The following is an 18,527-nucleotide window of genomic DNA, read 5'->3' on the forward strand; positions in this document are numbered from 1 at the left end:
CCCGATGCGGGTGGCGCAAAAGACGGTGGAAGCCGAAGGCGTGGCCGGCTTCCGGCTGGTCGCTGCCGACGGCCGGCCGCTGCCGGCCTTCGCGCCGGGCGCGCACATCGACGTGGCGCTGCCCGGCGGCCTGGTGCGGCAATACTCGCTGTGCAACCTGCCCGCGCAGGACGCGCACTACGAGATCGGCGTGCTGCGCGATGCGGCTTCGCGCGGCGGTTCGCGCGCGCTCCACGACGCGGTAAACGAGGGCGCGCTGTTGCAGATCGGCACGCCGCGCAACCATTTCCCGCTCGCCGAGGACGCCACCCACAGCCTGCTGCTCGCCGGCGGCATCGGCGTGACGCCGCTGCTGTCGATGGCGCAGCGGCTGGCCGCGCTGGATGCGGATTTCGCGCTGCACTGCTGCAACCGGACGGCCGCGCGCACGGCCTACCGGCGGCGGCTGGAAGACAGCGCCTTCGCAGGCAAGGTGTTCTTCCACCACGACGACGGACCGCCCGAACAGCGCCTCGACCTCGCGGCCACCCTCGCGCATCCGGGACCCGGCAGGCATCTCTACGTCTGCGGGCCGCAGGGCTTCCTCGACGCGGTGCGCGCCACCGCGCGCGCGCTCCAATGGCCGGACGCGCAGGTGCACTTCGAGTACTTTGCGGGCGCCGCCTCGGTCGGCGACGACGCAGGCAGCTTCGAAGTCGCGCTGCGCAGCAGCGGCCGGGTGATCCGCGTGCCCGCCACGCTCAGCGTGGCCGACGCGCTCGCGGCCGAGGGCATCGAGATCCCGCTGTCCTGCGCCCAGGGCGTGTGCGGCACCTGCCTCACGCGGGTGCTGGCCGGCGAGATCGAGCACCGCGACCTCTATCTCACGCCCGCCGAACAGGCGGCAAACGACCGGTTCCTGCCCTGCTGCTCGCGGGCCCGCTCAGCCCGGCTGCTGCTCGACCTCTAGCAACTCGTACAGCACCATCGGCATCTGCCTCCCGCGCAACTCGACCTGGCCCTCGATCCGGCGCGTAGGCAACCGGTCGCCGAGGCCCGCACGGGTGGCTTCCGACACCAGCGTGCGCGTGCCCAGGTGCTTGTTGGCGCCCTCGATGCGGCTTGCGACGTTGATCACGTCGCCGAGCGCGGTGTAGGCAAGGCGGTCGCTCGAGCCCAGCACGCCGGCGATCACCATGCCCGTGTGAATGCCCACGCGGGTGCGGAAGGCCTGCAGGCCCTCGGCCTGCCATCGGCGATTGAGCGGGGTCATCTCGGCATGCAGTTCGAGCGCCGCGATGCAAGCACGGTATTCCGCGTCGGGCAGGTCGAGCGGCGCGCCCCAGAGCACCATGATCCCGTCGCCCATGTACTTGTCGACGACCCCGCCGTGGCGCGTGAACACGCGCTGCGCGAGGTTGAAGTACTCGGTCAGTTGCGCCACCAGCACATCGGCCGGCAGCGACTCGGAGATGCCCGCGAAGCCTTCGACGTCGGTGAACATCGCGGTCACCCGGCGCGGCGAGCCGTTGGGCGCGAGCGCATGGCCCTGGGCGATGAGCTGGCGGATCACGCCCACGGGCACGAACTTGCTGAAGGCCTTGAGGCTGCGCGCCGAGTCGTCGAGCGCCTGGTTCAGGTGCTGGATCTCGAGCACTCGGCTGTGCTCCTGCGGCAGATCGTCGAGTTCGAGCCGGCCGATGCGGCGCGCGGTGTGCGAGAGCTTCTCGATCGGCGTGGTCACGAGCTTGGACAGCCGCAGCGAGATGAGCAGCGCGAGCACCAGGAACACCAGCGTGAGCACCAGGCCCCAGCGCAGCAGGCGCCTCAGGTCGCCGAGCAGCGCGTCCTCGGGCTCCCAGCTGATGAGCTCCCAGCCGGTCGCGCCGATGTGCGAGGCCTCCACACGGTAGCGCCGCCCCTCGTACGCGAGGGAGAAGCTCTCGTCCTCCACGTTGTACGAAATGCCGTGGGCCGTCATGTAGGCGTCCACCGCTCCGAGAATGCCGCCCTCGGGCGCCTTCAGCATGCGCACGGGATCGGTGTGGTCGCTGCGCGCGAGCACATGGTGGTCGTCGCTCAGCAGCACGCTGTCGCCGGGGCCGCGGCTGCCGAAGGCGCGCACCAACCGCGACAGGTGCCCGAGCGAGAGGTGCGCCACCACCACCAGCCGCTGGACGTTCCCCTCGTCGTCGGTGCGCTGCGCAGGCTGCACGTAGCTCACGCCGAGCTCCTCGTCCTCGGCCAGGTGGAACGGCGGCGTCCACACCGGGAGCGGCGCCTCCAGCGCGCGCTTGTACCAGTCGCGCTCGGTCACGTCGTGGTCGCTGCGGAAGGCTTCAATGCGCCGGGTGGCGAAGCGCTCGCGTGCGCTGCCGCCTTCGGCGTCGGGCGAGGGCTTGAACTCCCAGGTCTCGGTGCTGAAGCCGCTGTCGCGCACCACCTTGCGGATCGCGGTTTCGGGGTAGCGCTCGGCCATGAGCAGGTGGCCGTCGTCGCTCGCCACGCCGATGCTGTCGAGCTCGGTGGCCTCCTCCAGCATGGTCCAGAGCAGCTCGGCGCTGCGCTCGCCGTCCTCGCCGAGCGGATGCAGGCTCGGCGAATCGCCGATCGCATGCACCACGGCCTGGGTCTTGGCCAGGAATGCGAGCAGGTTGTCCTCGACGCGGTCGTGGCTCACCTTGTGCGCCGAAGCGCCGACACGCGACACCAGCCGCTGCGCGCCCCAATAGCCGAGCGCCACCAGCAGCAGCGACTGCACCAGCGCGACCAGGCAGATGATGGTGCCGACGTCGACCCTGAAGCGTCGCAGGCGCACGGGGGCGGCCTCGGTGGTCTCTGGCGCGGGATGGCTGGATCGGTCTGGCATGCGGGGCGGTGCTCGTCGGGACGGATTGTCTCCCGCCCGGCGTCCCCGGGGAAATACCGGCCTGCGTCACGCTCGGCGGCCGGCACGGCCCGTCGACAGCGGCTAAACTCCGCCCTGCGTCGCGGCTTGCCGTGGCGCGCTTGCTAGGGGTGCTGGGCGGCTTGCCGTCCGGCTGAGAAAGTCCCTTTGAACCTGTCCGGTGTTTCACCGGGGGCCCGCACCGTCGACCGACGGGCGAGCCCGAGGCAATCCTCGCGCAGGGAAGCTGGTCTGGCGGCCACTCGCGTTCTTTCTTCGCGCGGGGCCCGCGCCGCCCGGACACCGCCCACCTGCCAAACCTTTTGCATGGAGCAAACGGATGGCACGCATCGACGACGACAACAACACCGGACACACGGGAACCGGTCCCGTGCCCAACGAGGCGCTCACGCCGCTGCCGCTTTCGCAGCGCGTCTTCGGCTGGCACGACCATGCAGCGCTGTGGTTCAGCCTCGGTGTCGGGCTGCTGGTGATGCAGGTCGGTGCCTACCTGGTGCCGGCCGTGGGCACGCGCGATGCCGCGCTCGCCATCGTGGTGGGCTCGGGCATCGGCGCCGCACTGCTGGCCTGGACCGCACGCCTCGGCTGCGAGAGCGGGCTCGCCAGCGCAGGGCTGATGCACGCCACCTACGGCAGCGCCTTCGCGCGGCTGCCGGTGCTGCTGAACATCGTGCAGCTCGTCGGCTGGACCACCTTCGAACTGGTGATCATGCGCGAGGGCACGCAGGCGATCGCCGGCAAGGCCTTCGGGCTGCCGCTCGACGGCGCCCTGGGCGGCGCGCTCGCCACGCTGCTCTGGGGCGCGGTGCTGCTTGCGCTGCTCGCGGGCTCGATGGTGAAGCTGGTGCGCCGCTTCGTCAGCCGCTTCGGGCTGCCGCTGGTGGTGCTGTCACTGCTGTGGCTCACGTGGCAGTTCGCGGCCGAACTCCAGGCTCGGGGCTTCGACGTCTTCTGGTCTCGTCCCGGCAACGGCGGCATGGGGCTCTTCGGCGCGATCGACCTGGTGATCGCGATGCCGGTCTCCTGGCTGCCGCTGGTGGCCGACTATGCGCGCCACGGCAAGCGCAGGCTGAACGGGCGCGGCCTGGGCGGCGCCTTCGGCGGCACTTGGCTGGGCTATGCGCTCGCCAACATCTGGTGCTATGCGCTCGGCGTGATGGTGGTGAGCGTGGCCGAGCCCGGCACCGGCCTCGTGACCGCGCTGCTGCTGGCGCAGGGCGGGCTGGTGGCGCTCGGCCTCATCCTGGTCGACGAGCTCGACAACGCCTATGGCGACGTGTACTCGGGCTCGGTCTCGACCCACAGCCTGCTGCCGCGCTGGAGCGTTCGGCGCTGGGGCCTGCTGCTGGCCGTGCTGTGCACGGGCCTTGCGCTGGTGCTGCCGATGCACTCGCTCGAGCCCTTCCTGCTGATGCTGAGCTCGGTGTTCGTGCCGCTCTACGGCGTGATCCTGGGCCGGCTCGGCACGGGACAGACGGTGGCTTCGTCGCTGCGCCGGGTGGACCTGGGTGCGGCGGTGATCTGGATCGGCGGCATCGCGGCGTACCACGCATGCGCCAAATGGGCGCCGCAGTTCGGCTCGGCACTGCCGACGCTGGCGGCCACTTTCTTGATGGCGTGGATCAGCCGGCCGAAGCCGGTGCCGGGCACGGCAGGCGGTGCATCGGCACTGGCGCAAAACCGTGGTTGAGCGGCCCATGCCCGGCACCGGTCTTCACCTGCACGCCCGCGGCCATCGCGCCGAGGATGTAGGCGCGCGCACGTTCGACCGCATCGGGCAGCGCGAGGCCGAGCGCCAGATGCGCCGCGATCGCGGACGACAGCGTGCAGCCGGTGCCGTGCAGGTTGCGGCTCGCGATGCGCTGCGACGCGAGCCGGCGGCGCGCGCCGCCGGACTGCAGCAGAACGTCGACCACCTCCTCGCCCGGCAGGTGCCCGCCCTTGAGCAGCACCGCCTGCGCACCGAGGGCCAGCAGTTCGTCGGCCGCGCCGTCGAGCGCATCGATGCCGCCGATGGCGTGGCCGACCAGCAGCGCAGCTTCGTCGAGGTTGGGCGTGACCACCACGGCACGCGGGAACAGCTCGCGCACCAGCACCTGCACCGTCTCGGCCGCGATCAGGCGGTCGCCGCTGGTGGCCACCATCACCGGATCGAGCACCACGTTCGGCAACCGGTAGTGGTCGATGGCCCAGGCTACAACCTCGACCACCTCGGGCGCGTGCAGCATGCCGAGCTTGACGGCGTCGACGCCGATGTCTTCCACCACGGCCTGGATCTGCGCCTTCAGAAAAACGGGCGGAACGGCATGGATGCCCGAGACGCCGAGCGTGTTCTGCGCGGTGAGCGCGGTGATGGCCGTCATGCCGTAGCAGCCGAGCGCGGCGAAGGTCTTGAGGTCGGCCTGGATGCCGGCACCGCCGCCGCTGTCGGAGCCGGCGATCGAGAGCACGCGTGCATAGCGCAGGGGCGCTTGCGGCGCGTCGGTGGGTGCTTGGTGGGTCATGCCGAAAATTATCGGCGACGCGGAAGGGCTCGGCCATGGTGAACCCCCTGCCAACGGCCGAACTGCCGTTCCGCTCGGTCGCCATCCTCGGCGCGGGCCTGATGGGCCGGCTGCTCGCCGTCACGCTCGCGCGCGCCGGCTGCCAGGTCGCGCTGCACGAAGCCGGCGGCCCGCAAGCCGAAGGTTCGGCCGCGCGCGTGGCCGCGGCCATGCTCGCGCCCCTGGCCGAATCGGCCGTGGCGCCGGTGCCGCTCGTGCGCATGGGCCACTACGCGCTCACGCGTTGGCCCGAGCTGCTGGCGCCGCTGGCCGAACCGGTGTTCTTCCAACGTGAAGGCACGCTGGTGCTCTGGCACCGGCAGGACGCTGCCGAGGCGGCGCGGCTTTCGCGCGTGCTGGCGCGCACCGGCGAAGACGTGCCGGCGCTCGCACCGATGCAGGCGCTCGACGGCGCAGGCATCGCTGCACTCGAACCGTCGCTGGGCCAGCGCTTTGCACGCGGCCTGTTCCTTCCGGGCGAAGGCCAGCTCGACAACCGTGCGCTGCTGGCGGCGCTGCTCGCCACGCTCCAGGCGTGCCCCGCCGTCGAACTGCACTGGCAGTCGCCGCGCGCGCCCGAGGATTTTTCGCCGGGCGCAGCCGGCCAGCCCGAGCAAGTGATCGACTGCCGCGGCCTCGGTGCGCGGCCGCAGTGGCGCGAACTGCGCGGCGTGCGCGGCGAAGTCATCCGCGTGCATGCGCCTGAGGTGGCGCTCAAGCGCCCCACGCGGCTGGTGCATCCGCGCTATCCGCTCTACATCGCGCCCAAGCCCGGCAGCGTGTTCGTGATCGGCGCGACCGAGATCGAGTCGGACGACATGTCGAGCGCGAGCGTGCGCTCCACGCTCGAGCTGCTGAGTGCCGCCTATGCGGTGCACAGCGGCTTCGCAGAAGCGCGCATCCTCGAGATCGCCGCGCAATGCCGCCCCACCTTGCCCGACAACCTGCCCGCGATCCGCCGGCCGCATCCGCGCATGCTGCAGATCAACGGGCTCTACCGCCACGGATTCATGATCGCGCCGGCGATGCTCGACTGTGCGATGGAACTGCTCGTGCACGGGCACTCTGCACTCGCGCGCGAGTTCGGCCTGGAGACCTGACCACCATGAAGATCGACGTCCTGATCAACGACAAGCCCTTTGCACTGCCCGAGTGCGCCACGCTGGTGGACGCCGTTGCGGCGATCGAAGCCGTGCCGCCCTTCGCCGTGGCGGTGAACCGCGAATTCGTGCCGCGCTCCGGCTACGCGGCGCGCGCGCTGCAAGCCGGCGACCGCATTGAAGTGATCCGCCCCGTCACGGGCGGTTGAATGGAGACAACAGAAATGACCACGAACGACCCGCTGGTGCTCTACGGCCAGACCTTCCAGAGCCGGCTGCTGCTCGGCACCGCGCGCTACCCGTCGCCCGACCTGCTCGAAGCCGCCGTGCAGCGCGCGAAGCCGGCCATGCTCACCGCCTCGCTGCGCCGCCAGACGGCCAACCAGGGCTCTGGCAACAGCGAGCTCGGCAACGGCTTCTGGGAGCTGCTGCGCCGGCTCGCGGTGCCGGTGCTGCCCAACACGGCGGGCTGCCACAGCGTGCAGGAAGTGATCGCCACCGCGCAGATGGCGCGCGAGCTGTTCGACACGCCGTGGATCAAGCTCGAGCTGATCGGCGACGACTACACGCTGCAGCCCGACACGCTGAACCTGGTCGATGCCGCCTCGCAGCTGATCCGCGACGGCTTCCAGGTGCTGCCCTACTGCACCGAAGACCTGGTGCTGTGCCAGCGCCTGGTCGACGTCGGCTGCCAGGCCGTGATGCCGTGGGCCGCGCCCATCGGCACCGGCCGCGGGCCGGTCAACCCCTACGCGCTGCAGCTGCTGCGCGAGCGGCTGGACGTGCCGATGCTGGTCGATGCGGGCCTGGGCCTGCCCTCGCATGCCTGCCAGGTCATGGAGTGGGGGTACGACGGCGTGCTGCTCAACACTGCGGTGGCACTGGCGCAGGACCCGGTCGCCATGGCCGGCGCCTTTGCCGACGCGGTGCAGGCCGGCCGCGCCGCCCACCGCGCGGGCGCGATGGCGGCGCAGGACGCCGCCCAGCCGAGCACACCGGTGCTCGGCACCCCTTTCTGGCACCACGCAACATGACCACCACCACTCACACCCCGGACGCGCGCAGCGTCGCCCATGCGATCGTCGCGGCCCACGGCCTGCGCTTCGGCGCCGCCACGGCCGCGCCCGTCTCGGCGAGCCATTTCTCGTCCGACGCGCCGGTGTACCGCGGCGCCAAGCAGGCCTGCACCGCACTCGGCTTCATCGAGGTCGACGCCGAATGCCTGGCGCGCGCCTGGCAGGCGCAGACCCTGCGAACAAGCGCCTTCGATGCCGACCATTGGCCCTGCGCGCCGGCCGACTTCGGGCTGCGCCCCTTTCCACCCGCGGCGCGCGACGACGCCTTCGCGCCCTGCCCCGACAGGCTCGGACTCTATGCCGTGCTGCCCGACGCGCAATGGGTGGGTCGCATGACGCGTGCCGGTGTGCCGACGGTGCAGTTGCGCTTCAAGTCGGACGACGCCGCGGCGGTCGAGCGCGAAGTGCAGGCCGCCGTCGACGCGGCACGCGACACGGCCGCCCTGCTCTTCATCAACGACCACTGGCAGGCCGCCATCGCGGCGGGTGCCTACGGCGTGCACCTGGGGCAGGAAGACCTCGATGCGCTCGCGCCCGAGCAGGTGCGGCAGATCCGCGACTCGGGCCTGCGGCTCGGCGTGAGCACGCACGGCTACGCCGAGATGGTGCGCGCCGACGCGGTCAGCCCGAGCTACATCGCGATGGGTGCGGTGTACCCGACCACGCTCAAGAAGATGGCGACCGCGCCCCAGGGCGTGGCGCGCCTTGAGGCCTATGCGCGGCTGATGCGCGGCTACCCGCAGGTGGCGATCGGCGGCATCGACGCGCTGCGGCTGCCCGAAGTGCTGGCCACGGGCGTCGGCTCGGTGGCCGTGGTGCGCGCGCTGGTCGCGGCCGAGGACCCCGAGGCAATTGCGACGCAATGGATGGCAGCCCTCGGCAGCGCCGCGGCATGAAGACCGCCACCGTTTCAGCGTTGTGGCTGCTGGCCGGCACCTGCGGCGCACAGGCACAGCAAGCCGCCACCGAACTGCCCGCGATCACCGTCGTCGAAGGCGCCGCCGCGCCGCAGGCCGAGGTCAGCGGCTTCGGTGACGTGCCGCTGCGCGAGCTTCCGCTTTCCGCCACCGTGATCGACAGCACGCAACTGCGTGCGAGCGGCGCGCGCCGCCTGTCGGACCTGGCGCAGTTCGATGCCTCGGTTACCGACGCCTACAACTCTGCCGGCTACTGGGACTACCTGACCGTGCGCGGCTTCGTGCTCGACAACCGCTACAACTACCGGCGCGAGGGCCTGCCGATCAGCGCCGAGACGACGATCGCGCTCGACAACAAGGAGCGCATCGAGATCCTGCGCGGCACGAGTGGCATCCAGGCCGGCACCAGCGCGCCGGGCGGGCTGGTCAACTACGTGGTCAAGCGCCCGACCGAGCAGGACCTGCGCAACGTGCGCATCGAGACCACGAGCCGCGGCAGCGTGCTCGGCGCGCTCGACCTGAGCGGGCGCTTCGGCACGCGGCGCGAGTTCGGCTGGCGGCTCAATGTCGCGGGCGAGAACCTCAAGCCGCTCGCGCACAGCCTCGACGGCCACCGCAACCTCTTCGCGCTCGCGGGCGACTGGCGCATCACGCGCGATTCGGTGCTCGAGTTCGAGATCGAGCGCAGCCACAAGACCCAGCCGAGCCAGAACGGCTTCAGCCTGCTCGGCCACACGCTGCCGCCACCGGTCGACCCGAAGATCAACCTGAACAACCAGCCCTGGTCGCAGCCCTCGCAATTCGACGCGCTGACCGGCAGCGTGCGCTTCAGCCAGGCACTCAATGCCGACTGGCGCTGGAGCGCGCAGCTCGGCCAGCAGCGCCTCAAGACCGACGACCGGTTGGCCTATGCCTTCGGCTGCGGTGCCGAAGGCAACTACGACCGCTACTGCAGCGACGGCAGCTTCGACTTCTACGACTTCCGCAGCGAGAACGAACGACGCACCCAGACCGCGGGCAGCCTGAACCTCAAGGGCAACCTCACCACCGGCAGCGTGCGGCACGAACTCGGCTTCGGCCTGCTCGCAAGCCGCGTGCGCAACCGCTTCCAGGACCAGGCCTACAACTACGTCGGCACCGGCAACATCCTGGCCACCGCCGTGGTGCCGCCGGACCCGACGCTGACGGATGCCAACACGAACCGCGACGAGCGTTCGACCGAGCTCTCGGTGCAGGATGCGATCCGCTGGAACAGCCGCTTCACCACCTGGCTCGGCGTGCGCCACACGCGGCTCGACCGCGACAGCGTCCGCACCGATGGCACGCGGTCCACGGGCTACCGGGACGGCATCACCACGCCCTGGGTCGCCGCCAGCTACGCCATCCAGCCCGGCCTCCTGGCCTATGCCAGCTGGGGCAAGGGCGTGGAGTCGCAGGTGGTGCCGAACAAGGGATCGCAGTACGCCAATGCAGGCGAAGCGTTGCCCGCGCTGGCCTCGCGCCAATGGGAGCTCGGGCTCAAGGGCGGCACCGATACGTTCAACTGGCAGCTCGCCTGGTTCGACATCCGCCGGCCGATGACGAACCTCGACGCCTGCAACCGGCTCGGCACCACGCCCTGCGAAGGCCGCTACGACGGCAGCGCGGTGCACCGCGGGCTCGAGGCCGGCGCGCAGTGGTCAGCCGGGCCCTGGCGGCTCGGCGGCAGCGTCACGCTGATCGACGCCAAGCGCCATGGAAGCATCGACGAGCCCGCCACCAACGGACAACGCCCCACCAACGTGCCCAAGCAGGTGCTGCGCGCGCAGGCCGCCTACCGCGTGGCTGCGGTGCCGGGCCTCGAACTACTGGGGCAACTCTCGCACGAAGGCCGGCGCAACGTGCTGCCCGACGGATCGATCGTGCTGCCGTCATGGACCCGCGTCGATGCCGCGCTGCGCTACGAAACCCGGGTACGCGGCGTGCAGACAAGCTGGAGCATCGCCATCGACAACCTGTTCGACCGGCGCTACTGGAAGGAGTCGCCCTACCAGTTCGGCCACGTCTATCTGTTCCCCGGGGCGCCGCGCACGCTGCGGCTCGGGCTCAGCGTGTCGCTCTGACCGCGGGCCCCGAAAAAATTTCTAAGAAATTTATGCGGCCACATTCGCCTGCTCGAAACCTCAAAAAAACCACGCTATAATCTGAGGCTTGTTCCTCGATAGCTCAGTTGGTAGAGCGCCGGACTGTTAATCCGTAGGTCCCTGGTTCGAGCCCAGGTCGAGGAGCCAAAACAAACCCTCGCGGTTCCTGGATGCCCTGCTACCCCAAAGGTGGCGGGGCATTTTCATTTGGGCGGCTCATCCATCGTCAGGCGTCGCCGCCTCGCTGGCAATTTACAGTGCGGGCATGGTCCTCGATTACTGCATCCTTCTCGGCCTGGCCGCACCCCTGCTGTTGAGCGGCGTGCTGTTCCTGATCGTGCAGATGGCCGTCGCCCGGCGGCGCATCGGGCCGATGGCTGCCACCCTCTTCTACGGCCTGTGCGTCACGGCGCTGCCGCTGCCCGTGTGGTGGGGCGTCATCGCGCTGGCCGAGTTCTACATGGTTGGCGACGACACCTCGATCTGGGCATCCATATTGAAGGTTGGCCTGGCCTTTCTCATGTACGCGTACCTCGGCGTGTCGTGGGCCTTGAGCCTCGTTGCCGCTGGCCTCGCCGCATGGCGGTTCGAGGTCTGCGCGCGCCGAGCGGTTGGCGACACCGCCCCAGCGCCTCGCGGGCCGTAGGAAATCCCGGCGCACAACTTCAGGTTGTTTCCTCCAACCCGCGCTCGACGCGGCGAGAGACTGGCGGTGTTCAGCAACATCGCAAGGACAACAACAATGAAGAACCGATCGATCTGGAAGCTCTACGGCTACGGCTGGGTGACCCTCGGCTTCTTCCTCATTTCGCTGGTGGGCCACTGGATCTTCGGCTGGTTCTCCTATGTGGACGAGCAGAAGCAGTTCGGCCACGCAATCGAGTTCAGCGGCTATGCCCTCCAGATGGGGCGCGACACGCTGGAGAACTGGCAGTCGGAGTTCCTGCAGCTGATCTGGCAGATCGGAGGCCTGGCCTTCCTGCTGTGGGTCGGCTCGCCGCAATCCAAGGAGGGCGATGACCGGATCGAAGCGAAGATCGATGCCATCCTTGCGGCCGTCGATCCCAAGAACGCCGACCAGGTCATCGACGAGATCGACAAGGAATACGAAGGCAGGCACACCGACCACCGCTGGATGCGGATGGCGGAAGACGGGGTCAGGAGATGAGGCGGCCGGCAGGTTCCCGCCGACATCTGTAGGGCCGGCCGCACAAGGGCCATCGGACAACACCTGGGCCCGTACCAAATCGCTCTGATCACTATTTGCACATGGGCGCAGCAACACCGATCGAATACCTGCTCGAGATCGAGCGGGCCAGCTTCCCGCTCCATGTGCGCGATCGCGGGGTGATCCAAGCCATTGCCGTGCTCCAGGCGGCGGGCTGTGTGGAAGCGGAAATCTCGCCGCCGCTCGACCTGCGCGGCGCCTTCGAGGACTACGAGTCTGCAGTGGTCAAGCGCATAACACCCGAAGGACGGAGCGAGCTCTCACACGAATACGACAGCGAGAACCGTTAGCGCAGTTGGAGAAATTGCCGAAAAGAGGGTATGTCCCAGCAGCCCCGGCCGGGCCACAAACAGTAACGCCGCGTACATTACCGCCTACGTACTACCGGCCCGGTCTCCATGCAACTGAAATCATTTCTCATCATCGCGCTGCTGCTCATCGCAGGCGGGCTGTTCTGGTGGTGGGCGCTCGACGGCGGCATCGTGGCCGTGATTGCAATCCTTGTTCTCGGTGTCGCCCTCTTCCTCGCGTTGCGCGGCAACCGCTCGATCAAGGACGAACTCGACGCGCAGAAGGCGTCCGACGACGGCACGGGCGACAAGCCCTCCTGAGCCGCGCGCTTCAGAGGTGCCGGGTTTCGGCCGGCGCTTCGAACCAGTTGTCGTGGCGACCGTCCATGTACATCACCGGCGCCTCGGCCAACTCCACCGGGGTGGCATCGTCGAGGCAGGCGACATTGACGCTCACGTAGGCGCCGCCGATCTCGGGCACGTTGCCGCGCCCGAACGGGCGGATGCCGCAATGGCGGCAAAAAAGATGCTCGGCGCTGTGCGTAGCGAACTGATAGACCGACAGTTCCTGTTCGCCCGCGAGCAGCCGGAAGGCGCCGGGCTTGACGATCGCGCCCCAGCCGCGTGCCTTGGTGCAGATCGAGCAGTTGCACTTGCCGGTGCCCGCGGCCAGGTCGATGTCGGCCTGGAATTGCACTTGGCCGCAGTGGCAGCTTCCGTTATAGGTCTTCTTCATGGCGTGTCCTCGTGTGAAAGAGAGAAGCACGGAGGCTACGGCCTATTGCGGACACTTTCTGTCCTCGATCGCAGGCATGATCGGGCCATGCTGTCCGCTTCTGCACGCCTGTTGCGCCTTCTGTCGCTGTTCCAGGCGCAACGTTCATGGGCCGGTGCCGAGTTGGCCGGCCGGCTCGACATCACTGAGCGCACGCTGCGGCGAGACGTCGACCGGCTTCGCAGCCTCGGCTACACCGTCGACTCCACGTCCGGCGTGGCCGGCGGCTACCGCCTGGGCGCGGGGGCCTCGCTGCCGCCTCTGCAGCTCGAGGACGAAGAAGCCATCGCCGTAGCGCTCGGCCTCGGCAATCCGGGCGGTGGCGCGCGCGGCGACATCGAGACCGCCGCACTGCGCGCGCTGGCCAAGCTCGAGCAGCTCATGCCGCCGCGGCTGCAGAAACGGCTCGACAGCGTGCGTGGCGCGGTGGTGCCGGTCATGCGAAGCCGGTCGCGGGTGCGCATGACAGCGCTCTCGCTGTTCGCCGAAGCCTGCACCGACCAGCAGGAATTGCGCTTCGCGTACCGCGACCACCAGGGCGCCGCGAGTGCCCGCACGGCCGAGCCGCACCGCGTGGTCCAGACCGGGCAGCACTGGTACCTGCTGGCCTGGGACACGGCGCGCGCCGACTGGCGCACCTTTCGGCTCGACCGCATCGTCGATCCGGCGCCGACCGGCGCCCGCTTCACGGCACGCAGGCTGCCCCATGGCGACATCGAGGCGTACATGCAGCATGCGCTCACCGTGGCGCCGTTCCTGCACCATGCACGGGTGCTGGTGCATGCACCGCTCGCCGTACTGGCGCCGCAGCTGTCGTGGGTCGGGGGCGTGCCCGAGGCGGTGGGGCCGCACCACACGCGCATCGAGACGGCAGGCAATTCGCTCGATGCATTGGCGGTCTGGCTCGCTTGCCTCGGCCACGCGTTCGAGATCGAGTCGCCGCCCGAACTCGTCGCGCACCTGGCGCAGGTCGCGGCGCGGCTGCAGCGCGCGGCGGATGCCGCAGCCGCAACACCAGCAGCAACCCCGCCTTAGCCGAGCCGCACCGGCACAAAGATCTTGTCGTCGCCGCGCTGGATCAGGAGCGCCACCGATCGGTCGGCCTTCGTGACCGCCTCGCGCACCTGGTCCACGCTCTTGGCGGGCGTGCCGTTGATCGCGAGCAGCACGTCGCCGGCCTGCACGCCCGCCGCCGCGGAGGGGCCGGTCACGTCCTCGACCAGCAGGCCGCCGTCGACGGCGGCGCTGCGCCTTTCCTCCGGTGCGAGCGGCCGCAGCGCAAGGCCCAGCTTGCCCTGGCCGGCGGCGCTGTCGTTGGCGGCGACCTTCGTCTGCTTGTCGCTTGCATCGCCGAGCGTGGCGCTGAGCGCCTTGGGTTCGCCCTGGCGCCACACGTCGAGCGTGACCTTCGTACCCGGCGCCCGCTGTCCGATCGCAGCCGGCAGATCGCCCGACGCGACGATGGGATGCCCATCGACCTTTCGGATAACGTCGCCCGCCTTCAGGCCCGCCTTGTCGCCGGGGCCGCCCTTCTCGATGTTCGAGACCAATGCGCCTTCGGGCTTGTCGAGCTTGAACGAATCGGCGAAAGCCTGGTTCACCTCTTGCACGGCCACGCCGAGGCGTCCGTGCGTGGCCCGGCCGGTGGCGACGATCTGATCCTTCACCTGCACCGCCACGTCGATCGGAATCGCAAACGACAGGCCCTGGTAGCCGCCGCTGCGGCTGTAGATCTGCGAGTTGATGCCGACCACCTCGCCGCGCGTGTTGAGCAGCGGGCCGCCCGAGTTGCCGGGGTTCACCGCCACGTCGGTCTGGATGAACGGCACGTAGCCGTCGTCGGGCAGCGTGCGGCCCTTGGCGCTGACCACGCCCGCCGTGACCGTGCTCTCGAAGCCGAACGGCGACCCGATGGCCAGCACCCATTCGCCGACCTTCAGGTCCTTGGTGCTGCCGAGCGCGAGCGTCGGCAGGTTCTTCGCGTCGATCTTGAGCACCGCGATGTCGGTCTTCTCGTCGGTGCCGAGCACCTTGGCGCGGTATTCGCGCCGGTCGGTGAGCTTGACGGTGACTTCCTTCGCGTCCTTCACCACGTGCGCGTTGGTCATGATGATGCCGTCGGCGCTCACGATGAAGCCCGAGCCCTGGCCGCGCACCGGCACGTCGCGCGGGGCACTGCGCGGGCCCGGCTGGCCCTGGAAGTGGCGGAAGAACTGGAACATCGGATCGTCGGGATCGATGCCCTGCATCCCGGCCGCCGCTTCGGCGTCGGAGGCCTTCGCGCTGCCGGTCACGCTGATGTTGACCACCGCGGGACCGTCACGCGAGGTGATGGTGGAAAAATCCGGCAGCGTGACCATGGCCGCGGGTGCGGCGGCATTGGTGGCGGTGGCGGCGTTCAGGGCGCTCGCGCTGCTGTAGGCGCCGGCGCCCACGGCGCCGATCACGCCCGCGGTGGCCAGGGCGAGCACCAGGGCACGGGGCGAAGTCAGTCGGGTGTTCATGGATCGGTTCCTTTCATTGCGTCGAGACGCTGATGCGATGAAAGGAATGTCGTTGCGCTGGCTTAAGCGCCGCTTAAACGCGGGCGGCGCCCTCTTTGGCAAAGCGCACCACCACGCGCAGACCGCCCAGGCTCGGCGACGTGTCGAGCGCCACCTGCGCCCCGTGCAGCTCGGCGATCGACCTGACGATCGAAAGCCCGAGGCCGCTGCCGGGCGCCTGCGGCTCGCCCGCGCGGTAGAAGCGGTCGAGCACGCGCGCGCGCTCGGCGAGCGGCAGGCCCGGGCCGCTGTCGTCCACGCTGAGTTCAACGGCGGCATCGCCGCGCTGCGTCACCGCCACGTCGACCCTGCCCTCTTCGGGCGTGTACTTGACGGCGTTCTCGACCAGGTTGCGCAACAGCATGCGCAGCGCCTCGGGCTGGCCGGGCACCACGGCCGCGTCGGCATGGGAAATGCCGACGTCGATGCGCCTGGCCTGTGCGGCCGCAATCGCATCGGAGATGGCGAGCCGCGCGACCTCGGCCAGGTCGACCGGTTCGGGCTTCGCGCCTGCGGCCATACTCGCCTCGTGGCGCGCCAACGCTAGCATCTGCTCGACGAGCCGCGTCGCGCGGTCGATGCCGGCCACCAGCCGACTCACTGCGAGTTCGCGCGTGGCTGCGTCGGGCGCACGCTGCAGGCCCTGCACCTGCAGCTTGAGTGCGGCAAGCGGCGAGCGAAGCTCGTGCGCGGCATCGGCGACGAAGTGCTTCTGCGCATCGAAGGCATGGCGCACGCGGCCGAACAAGAGATTGAGCTCCTGCACCAGCGGGCGCACCTCGTCGGGCAGCCCTTCCTCGCTCACCGGCGAAAGATCGTCGGCCTGGCGCGAGGCCACCTGCCCGCGCACGCGTGCCACCGGTGCGAGCGACCGGCTCACGACCCACCAGACGACCAGCATCAGGAGCGGCGCCATCAGCGCCACCGGCGCAATGGTGCGCAGCGCCAGCGCGCCCGCCATGCTGCGGCGCGCGGCCATGTCCTGCGCCACCTGGATCACGAGGCCGCGGGTCTGCATCGAGAACACGCGGTAGGTATTGCCGCGCGCGCGCACCTCGGCAAAGCCCAGCACCGCGAGCTGCGGCAGCGCCGCCTGCTCGGCCGACTCGAAGATGCGCACGCCGTCCGCAGTCCACACCTGCACCACGAACTCGAAGTTCTGCTCGCCGCTGCCGATGCCGCCCACGGCCGCGCTCGGCGGCAGCCCGGCGCGCAGCGACAGCGCCATCTGCTGCATGTGGTAGTCGAAGATCTCGTCGGCCTCGCGCAGCACCGTGCGGTACGCCGCCAGCGCCTGCACCCCCGCCGCGAGCACGATCGCCGCGAGCAAAAACCACAGCAGGCGTGCACGCAGGGAGCCAAAAAACCGATGCACGCTCATCATCGCTGCGCCAAGCAGATCCACGAGCGCGCGGTTCGAAACAGCCGAGGCCCAGGCCAGGAACACCGCGGAGCCGGCTTCGCCGGGCCGCTGGTGTTGCCCCCGGCGAGGGGGAAGGAGAAGCGACACGAAGTGCGCGAAGCCTGGGGGAGAGTCATAGTCTCGGCACCATGTAGCCGACGCCGCGCACGTTGCGGATGAATTCGGCACCGAGCTTCTTGCGCAGGCCGTGCACGTAGACCTCGACCGCATTGCTGCTGATCTCGTCCTTCCAGCTGTAGAGCTTTTCTTCGAGCTGGGCGCGCGAGAGCACCATGCCGGGCCGCGCGATCAGCGGCTCGAGCACCGCCCACTCGCGCGCAGAGAGCACCACCGGCTGGCCGCCGATGGAGACCTCGCGCGTGGCCGGGTTGATGCTCACGCCCATGTGCTCGTACACCGGTTCGGCCCGGCCCGCAGCGCGGCGCAGCAAGGCGCGGATGCGCGCCAGCAGCTCGTCGAGGTCGTAGGGCTTGAGCACGTAGTCGTCGGCGCCGGCATCGAGCCCTTCGATGCGCTGCTGCACCGAATCGCGCGCCGTGGCGATCAGCACCGGCATGCGCTCCTTGCGCGCGCGCAGATTGCGCAGCACCTCGAGTCCGTCGCGCCGCGGCACGCCGAGGTCGAGCAGCACCAGGTCGTAGTGCTGGGTGCGCAGTGCCGTCTCGGCCGCATCGCCGTCTTTCACCCAATCGACGGCGTACTGCTCGGCGCGCAGCAGGTCGAGCACGGCCTCGCCGATCATCACGTCGTCTTCGAGGAGCAGGAGTCGCATGGTGAGGTCCGGTTGTCGCGATTCGAGGCGAGGCCCGCGCGGAAGTTCATCGGCGCACCGTGATCAGAGCAACGCCCTGACCTCGCGCGCCGCCTCGAAGAGCAGCGGCAGCATCTCGCGCCGCAGCGCCTCTTCCTGGTAGCGCGTGCCGGACAGCACCACGTTGAGCGCGGCCACCGTGTGGCCCTGCATGTCGCGCAGCGGCACCGCGAGCGCCTGCACGCCGAGCTCGTGCTCCTCGCTCGCAAAGCAGCAGTCGTCCTTGCGCACCTGCGAGACCAGTTGGCGCAGGCTGCGCGCCTGGGTGGTGGTGTGCGGGGTCAACCGCGCGAGGAGCCGCCCCTTGAGCCACTGCGTGAACTGCGCTGACGGCATGGCCGCGAGCAGCACACGGCCGGTGGACGTGGCATGGGCCGGCAGCCGGGCGCCCAGGTGCAGGCCGTAGGCGAGCACGCGGGTCGGCGAGCCATAGCTGCCGCTGCGCGCAATGATGACCACTTCTTCGCCGTCGAGCACCACGGCCGAGAACGACTCGCCGGTCTGCGACGCAAGCCGGTTCAGCGTGGGCTGCAGCGCGCGCGGCAACCGCGACGAAGCCAGGTAGCTGCCCGAGAAGCGCAGCACCTTGGGTGCCATCCAGAAGTAGCTGCCATCGGTCTCGAGATAGCCGAGGTGCGCGAGCGTGAGCAGGTGCCGCCGCGCGGCCGCGCGCGTGAGGCCGGCGCGCTCGGCGGCCAGCGTGGCGTTGAGGCGCTGGCGCTCGGTGTCGAAGCTCTCCAGCACGGCCATGCCCTTGGCGATGCCCTCGATGAAGTCGGCTTTGGCGATGGTCATCAGTGGTTTCTTCGAA

At 69.8% G+C, this 18,527-nt stretch carries 19 protein-coding genes and 1 tRNA gene; 13 read left to right on the forward strand and 7 right to left on the reverse strand.

Features of this window, described 5'->3' with window-relative positions; all coding sequences use genetic code 11:
* Positions 1–4: 4 nt before the first annotated feature.
* Complete coding sequence (locus AC3A6G_RS11505) at positions 5–949, forward strand: PDR/VanB family oxidoreductase (protein WP_487873768.1); 945 nt, start codon at positions 5–7, stop codon at positions 947–949.
* On the opposite strand, the gene AC3A6G_RS11510 is transcribed toward AC3A6G_RS11505, so the two are convergent.
* Positions 923–2,848 (reverse strand): adenylate/guanylate cyclase domain-containing protein, encoded by a 1,926-nt coding sequence (locus AC3A6G_RS11510; protein WP_487873665.1) that lies wholly within the window; start codon positions 2,846–2,848, stop codon positions 923–925. The genes AC3A6G_RS11505 and AC3A6G_RS11510 overlap by 27 nt on opposite strands.
* 358 nt (positions 2,849–3,206) lie before the next feature.
* Here AC3A6G_RS11510 and AC3A6G_RS11515 point away from each other — a divergent pair, with 358 nt between their 5' ends.
* Positions 3,207–4,577 (forward strand): purine-cytosine permease family protein, encoded by a 1,371-nt coding sequence (locus tag AC3A6G_RS11515; RefSeq protein WP_487863790.1) that lies wholly within the window; start codon positions 3,207–3,209, stop codon positions 4,575–4,577.
* Here the strand turns inward: AC3A6G_RS11515 and thiD are convergent.
* The gene (gene thiD, locus AC3A6G_RS11520) at positions 4,510–5,391 is read right to left on the reverse strand and encodes a bifunctional hydroxymethylpyrimidine kinase/phosphomethylpyrimidine kinase (RefSeq protein WP_487873666.1); all 882 of its coding nucleotides are present in this window, start codon (positions 5,389–5,391) and stop codon (positions 4,510–4,512) included. The genes AC3A6G_RS11515 and thiD overlap by 68 nt on opposite strands.
* 35 nt (positions 5,392–5,426) lie before the next feature.
* On the opposite strand from thiD, the gene AC3A6G_RS11525 reads away from it, so the two are divergent.
* From AC3A6G_RS11525 to AC3A6G_RS11570, 10 genes are all read left to right on the forward strand, one after another.
* Positions 5,427–6,530: an FAD-dependent oxidoreductase gene (locus AC3A6G_RS11525; RefSeq protein ID WP_487873667.1), complete on the forward strand. Its 1,104-nt coding sequence runs from the start codon at positions 5,427–5,429 to the stop codon at positions 6,528–6,530.
* A gap of 5 nt (positions 6,531–6,535) precedes the next feature.
* Positions 6,536–6,739 carry a sulfur carrier protein ThiS gene (gene thiS / locus AC3A6G_RS11530; protein WP_487858942.1) on the forward strand — a complete coding sequence of 68 codons (204 nt, stop codon included), beginning with the start codon at positions 6,536–6,538 and terminating at the stop codon, positions 6,737–6,739.
* Between the two features lie 15 nt (positions 6,740–6,754).
* Positions 6,755–7,564 (forward strand): thiazole synthase, encoded by an 810-nt coding sequence (locus AC3A6G_RS11535; protein WP_487858941.1) that lies wholly within the window; start codon positions 6,755–6,757, stop codon positions 7,562–7,564.
* The gene (thiE, locus tag AC3A6G_RS11540) at positions 7,561–8,502 is read left to right on the forward strand and encodes a thiamine phosphate synthase (RefSeq protein WP_487873668.1); all 942 of its coding nucleotides are present in this window, start codon (positions 7,561–7,563) and stop codon (positions 8,500–8,502) included. Before AC3A6G_RS11535 ends, thiE begins: the two co-directional genes overlap by 4 nt.
* Positions 8,499–10,625, forward strand: a complete 2,127-nt coding sequence (locus tag AC3A6G_RS11545) for a TonB-dependent siderophore receptor (protein WP_487873669.1) — start codon at positions 8,499–8,501, stop codon at positions 10,623–10,625. The genes thiE and AC3A6G_RS11545 overlap by 4 nt, the downstream gene beginning before the upstream one ends.
* Positions 10,626–10,717: 92 nt before the next feature.
* Positions 10,718–10,793, forward strand: a tRNA-Asn gene (locus tag AC3A6G_RS11550).
* A gap of 118 nt (positions 10,794–10,911) precedes the next feature.
* Positions 10,912–11,292, forward strand: coding sequence for a hypothetical protein (locus AC3A6G_RS11555; RefSeq protein ID WP_487858938.1), 381 nt, complete (start codon positions 10,912–10,914; stop codon positions 11,290–11,292).
* 96 nt (positions 11,293–11,388) lie between these two features.
* Positions 11,389–11,814 carry a DUF6766 family protein gene (locus AC3A6G_RS11560; protein WP_487873670.1) on the forward strand — a complete coding sequence of 142 codons (426 nt, stop codon included), beginning with the start codon at positions 11,389–11,391 and terminating at the stop codon, positions 11,812–11,814.
* A gap of 101 nt (positions 11,815–11,915) precedes the next feature.
* Positions 11,916–12,164 (forward strand): hypothetical protein, encoded by a 249-nt coding sequence (locus AC3A6G_RS11565; protein ID WP_487873671.1) that lies wholly within the window; start codon positions 11,916–11,918, stop codon positions 12,162–12,164.
* Positions 12,165–12,272: 108 nt separating this feature from the next.
* Positions 12,273–12,485 (forward strand): hypothetical protein, encoded by a 213-nt coding sequence (locus tag AC3A6G_RS11570; RefSeq protein WP_487873672.1) that lies wholly within the window; start codon positions 12,273–12,275, stop codon positions 12,483–12,485.
* A 10-nt stretch (positions 12,486–12,495) separates the two neighbouring features.
* Here the strand turns inward: AC3A6G_RS11570 and AC3A6G_RS11575 are convergent, their stop codons facing one another.
* Positions 12,496–12,900, reverse strand: a complete 405-nt coding sequence (locus AC3A6G_RS11575) for a GFA family protein (protein ID WP_487858934.1) — start codon at positions 12,898–12,900, stop codon at positions 12,496–12,498.
* Positions 12,901–12,987: 87 nt separating this feature from the next.
* Here AC3A6G_RS11575 and AC3A6G_RS11580 point away from each other — a divergent pair, with 87 nt between their 5' ends.
* Positions 12,988–13,974, forward strand: coding sequence for a helix-turn-helix transcriptional regulator (locus AC3A6G_RS11580; RefSeq protein ID WP_487873673.1), 987 nt, complete (start codon positions 12,988–12,990; stop codon positions 13,972–13,974).
* Here AC3A6G_RS11580 and AC3A6G_RS11585 read toward each other — a convergent pair.
* The 4 genes from AC3A6G_RS11585 to AC3A6G_RS11600 form a co-directional block, all read right to left on the reverse strand.
* Entirely contained in the window at positions 13,971–15,443 is a 1,473-nt protein-coding gene (locus tag AC3A6G_RS11585; protein ID WP_487873674.1) for a DegQ family serine endoprotease, read from the reverse strand. The two genes, AC3A6G_RS11580 and AC3A6G_RS11585, sit on opposite strands and share 4 nt — an antisense overlap.
* A 73-nt stretch (positions 15,444–15,516) precedes the next feature.
* A complete protein-coding gene (locus tag AC3A6G_RS11590; RefSeq protein WP_487863902.1) occupies positions 15,517–16,866 on the reverse strand; it encodes an ATP-binding protein in 1,350 nt (449 codons plus the stop codon).
* Positions 16,867–17,017: 151 nt separating this feature from the next.
* The gene (locus AC3A6G_RS11595) at positions 17,018–17,677 is read right to left on the reverse strand and encodes a response regulator (RefSeq protein ID WP_487858931.1); all 660 of its coding nucleotides are present in this window, start codon (positions 17,675–17,677) and stop codon (positions 17,018–17,020) included.
* A gap of 63 nt (positions 17,678–17,740) precedes the next feature.
* The gene (locus tag AC3A6G_RS11600; protein ID WP_487858930.1) at positions 17,741–18,511 is read right to left on the reverse strand and encodes an IclR family transcriptional regulator domain-containing protein; all 771 of its coding nucleotides are present in this window, start codon (positions 18,509–18,511) and stop codon (positions 17,741–17,743) included.
* Positions 18,512–18,527 lie beyond the last annotated feature (16 nt).

This window comes from Variovorax sp. Soil_C_26, from assembly GCF_057657075.1.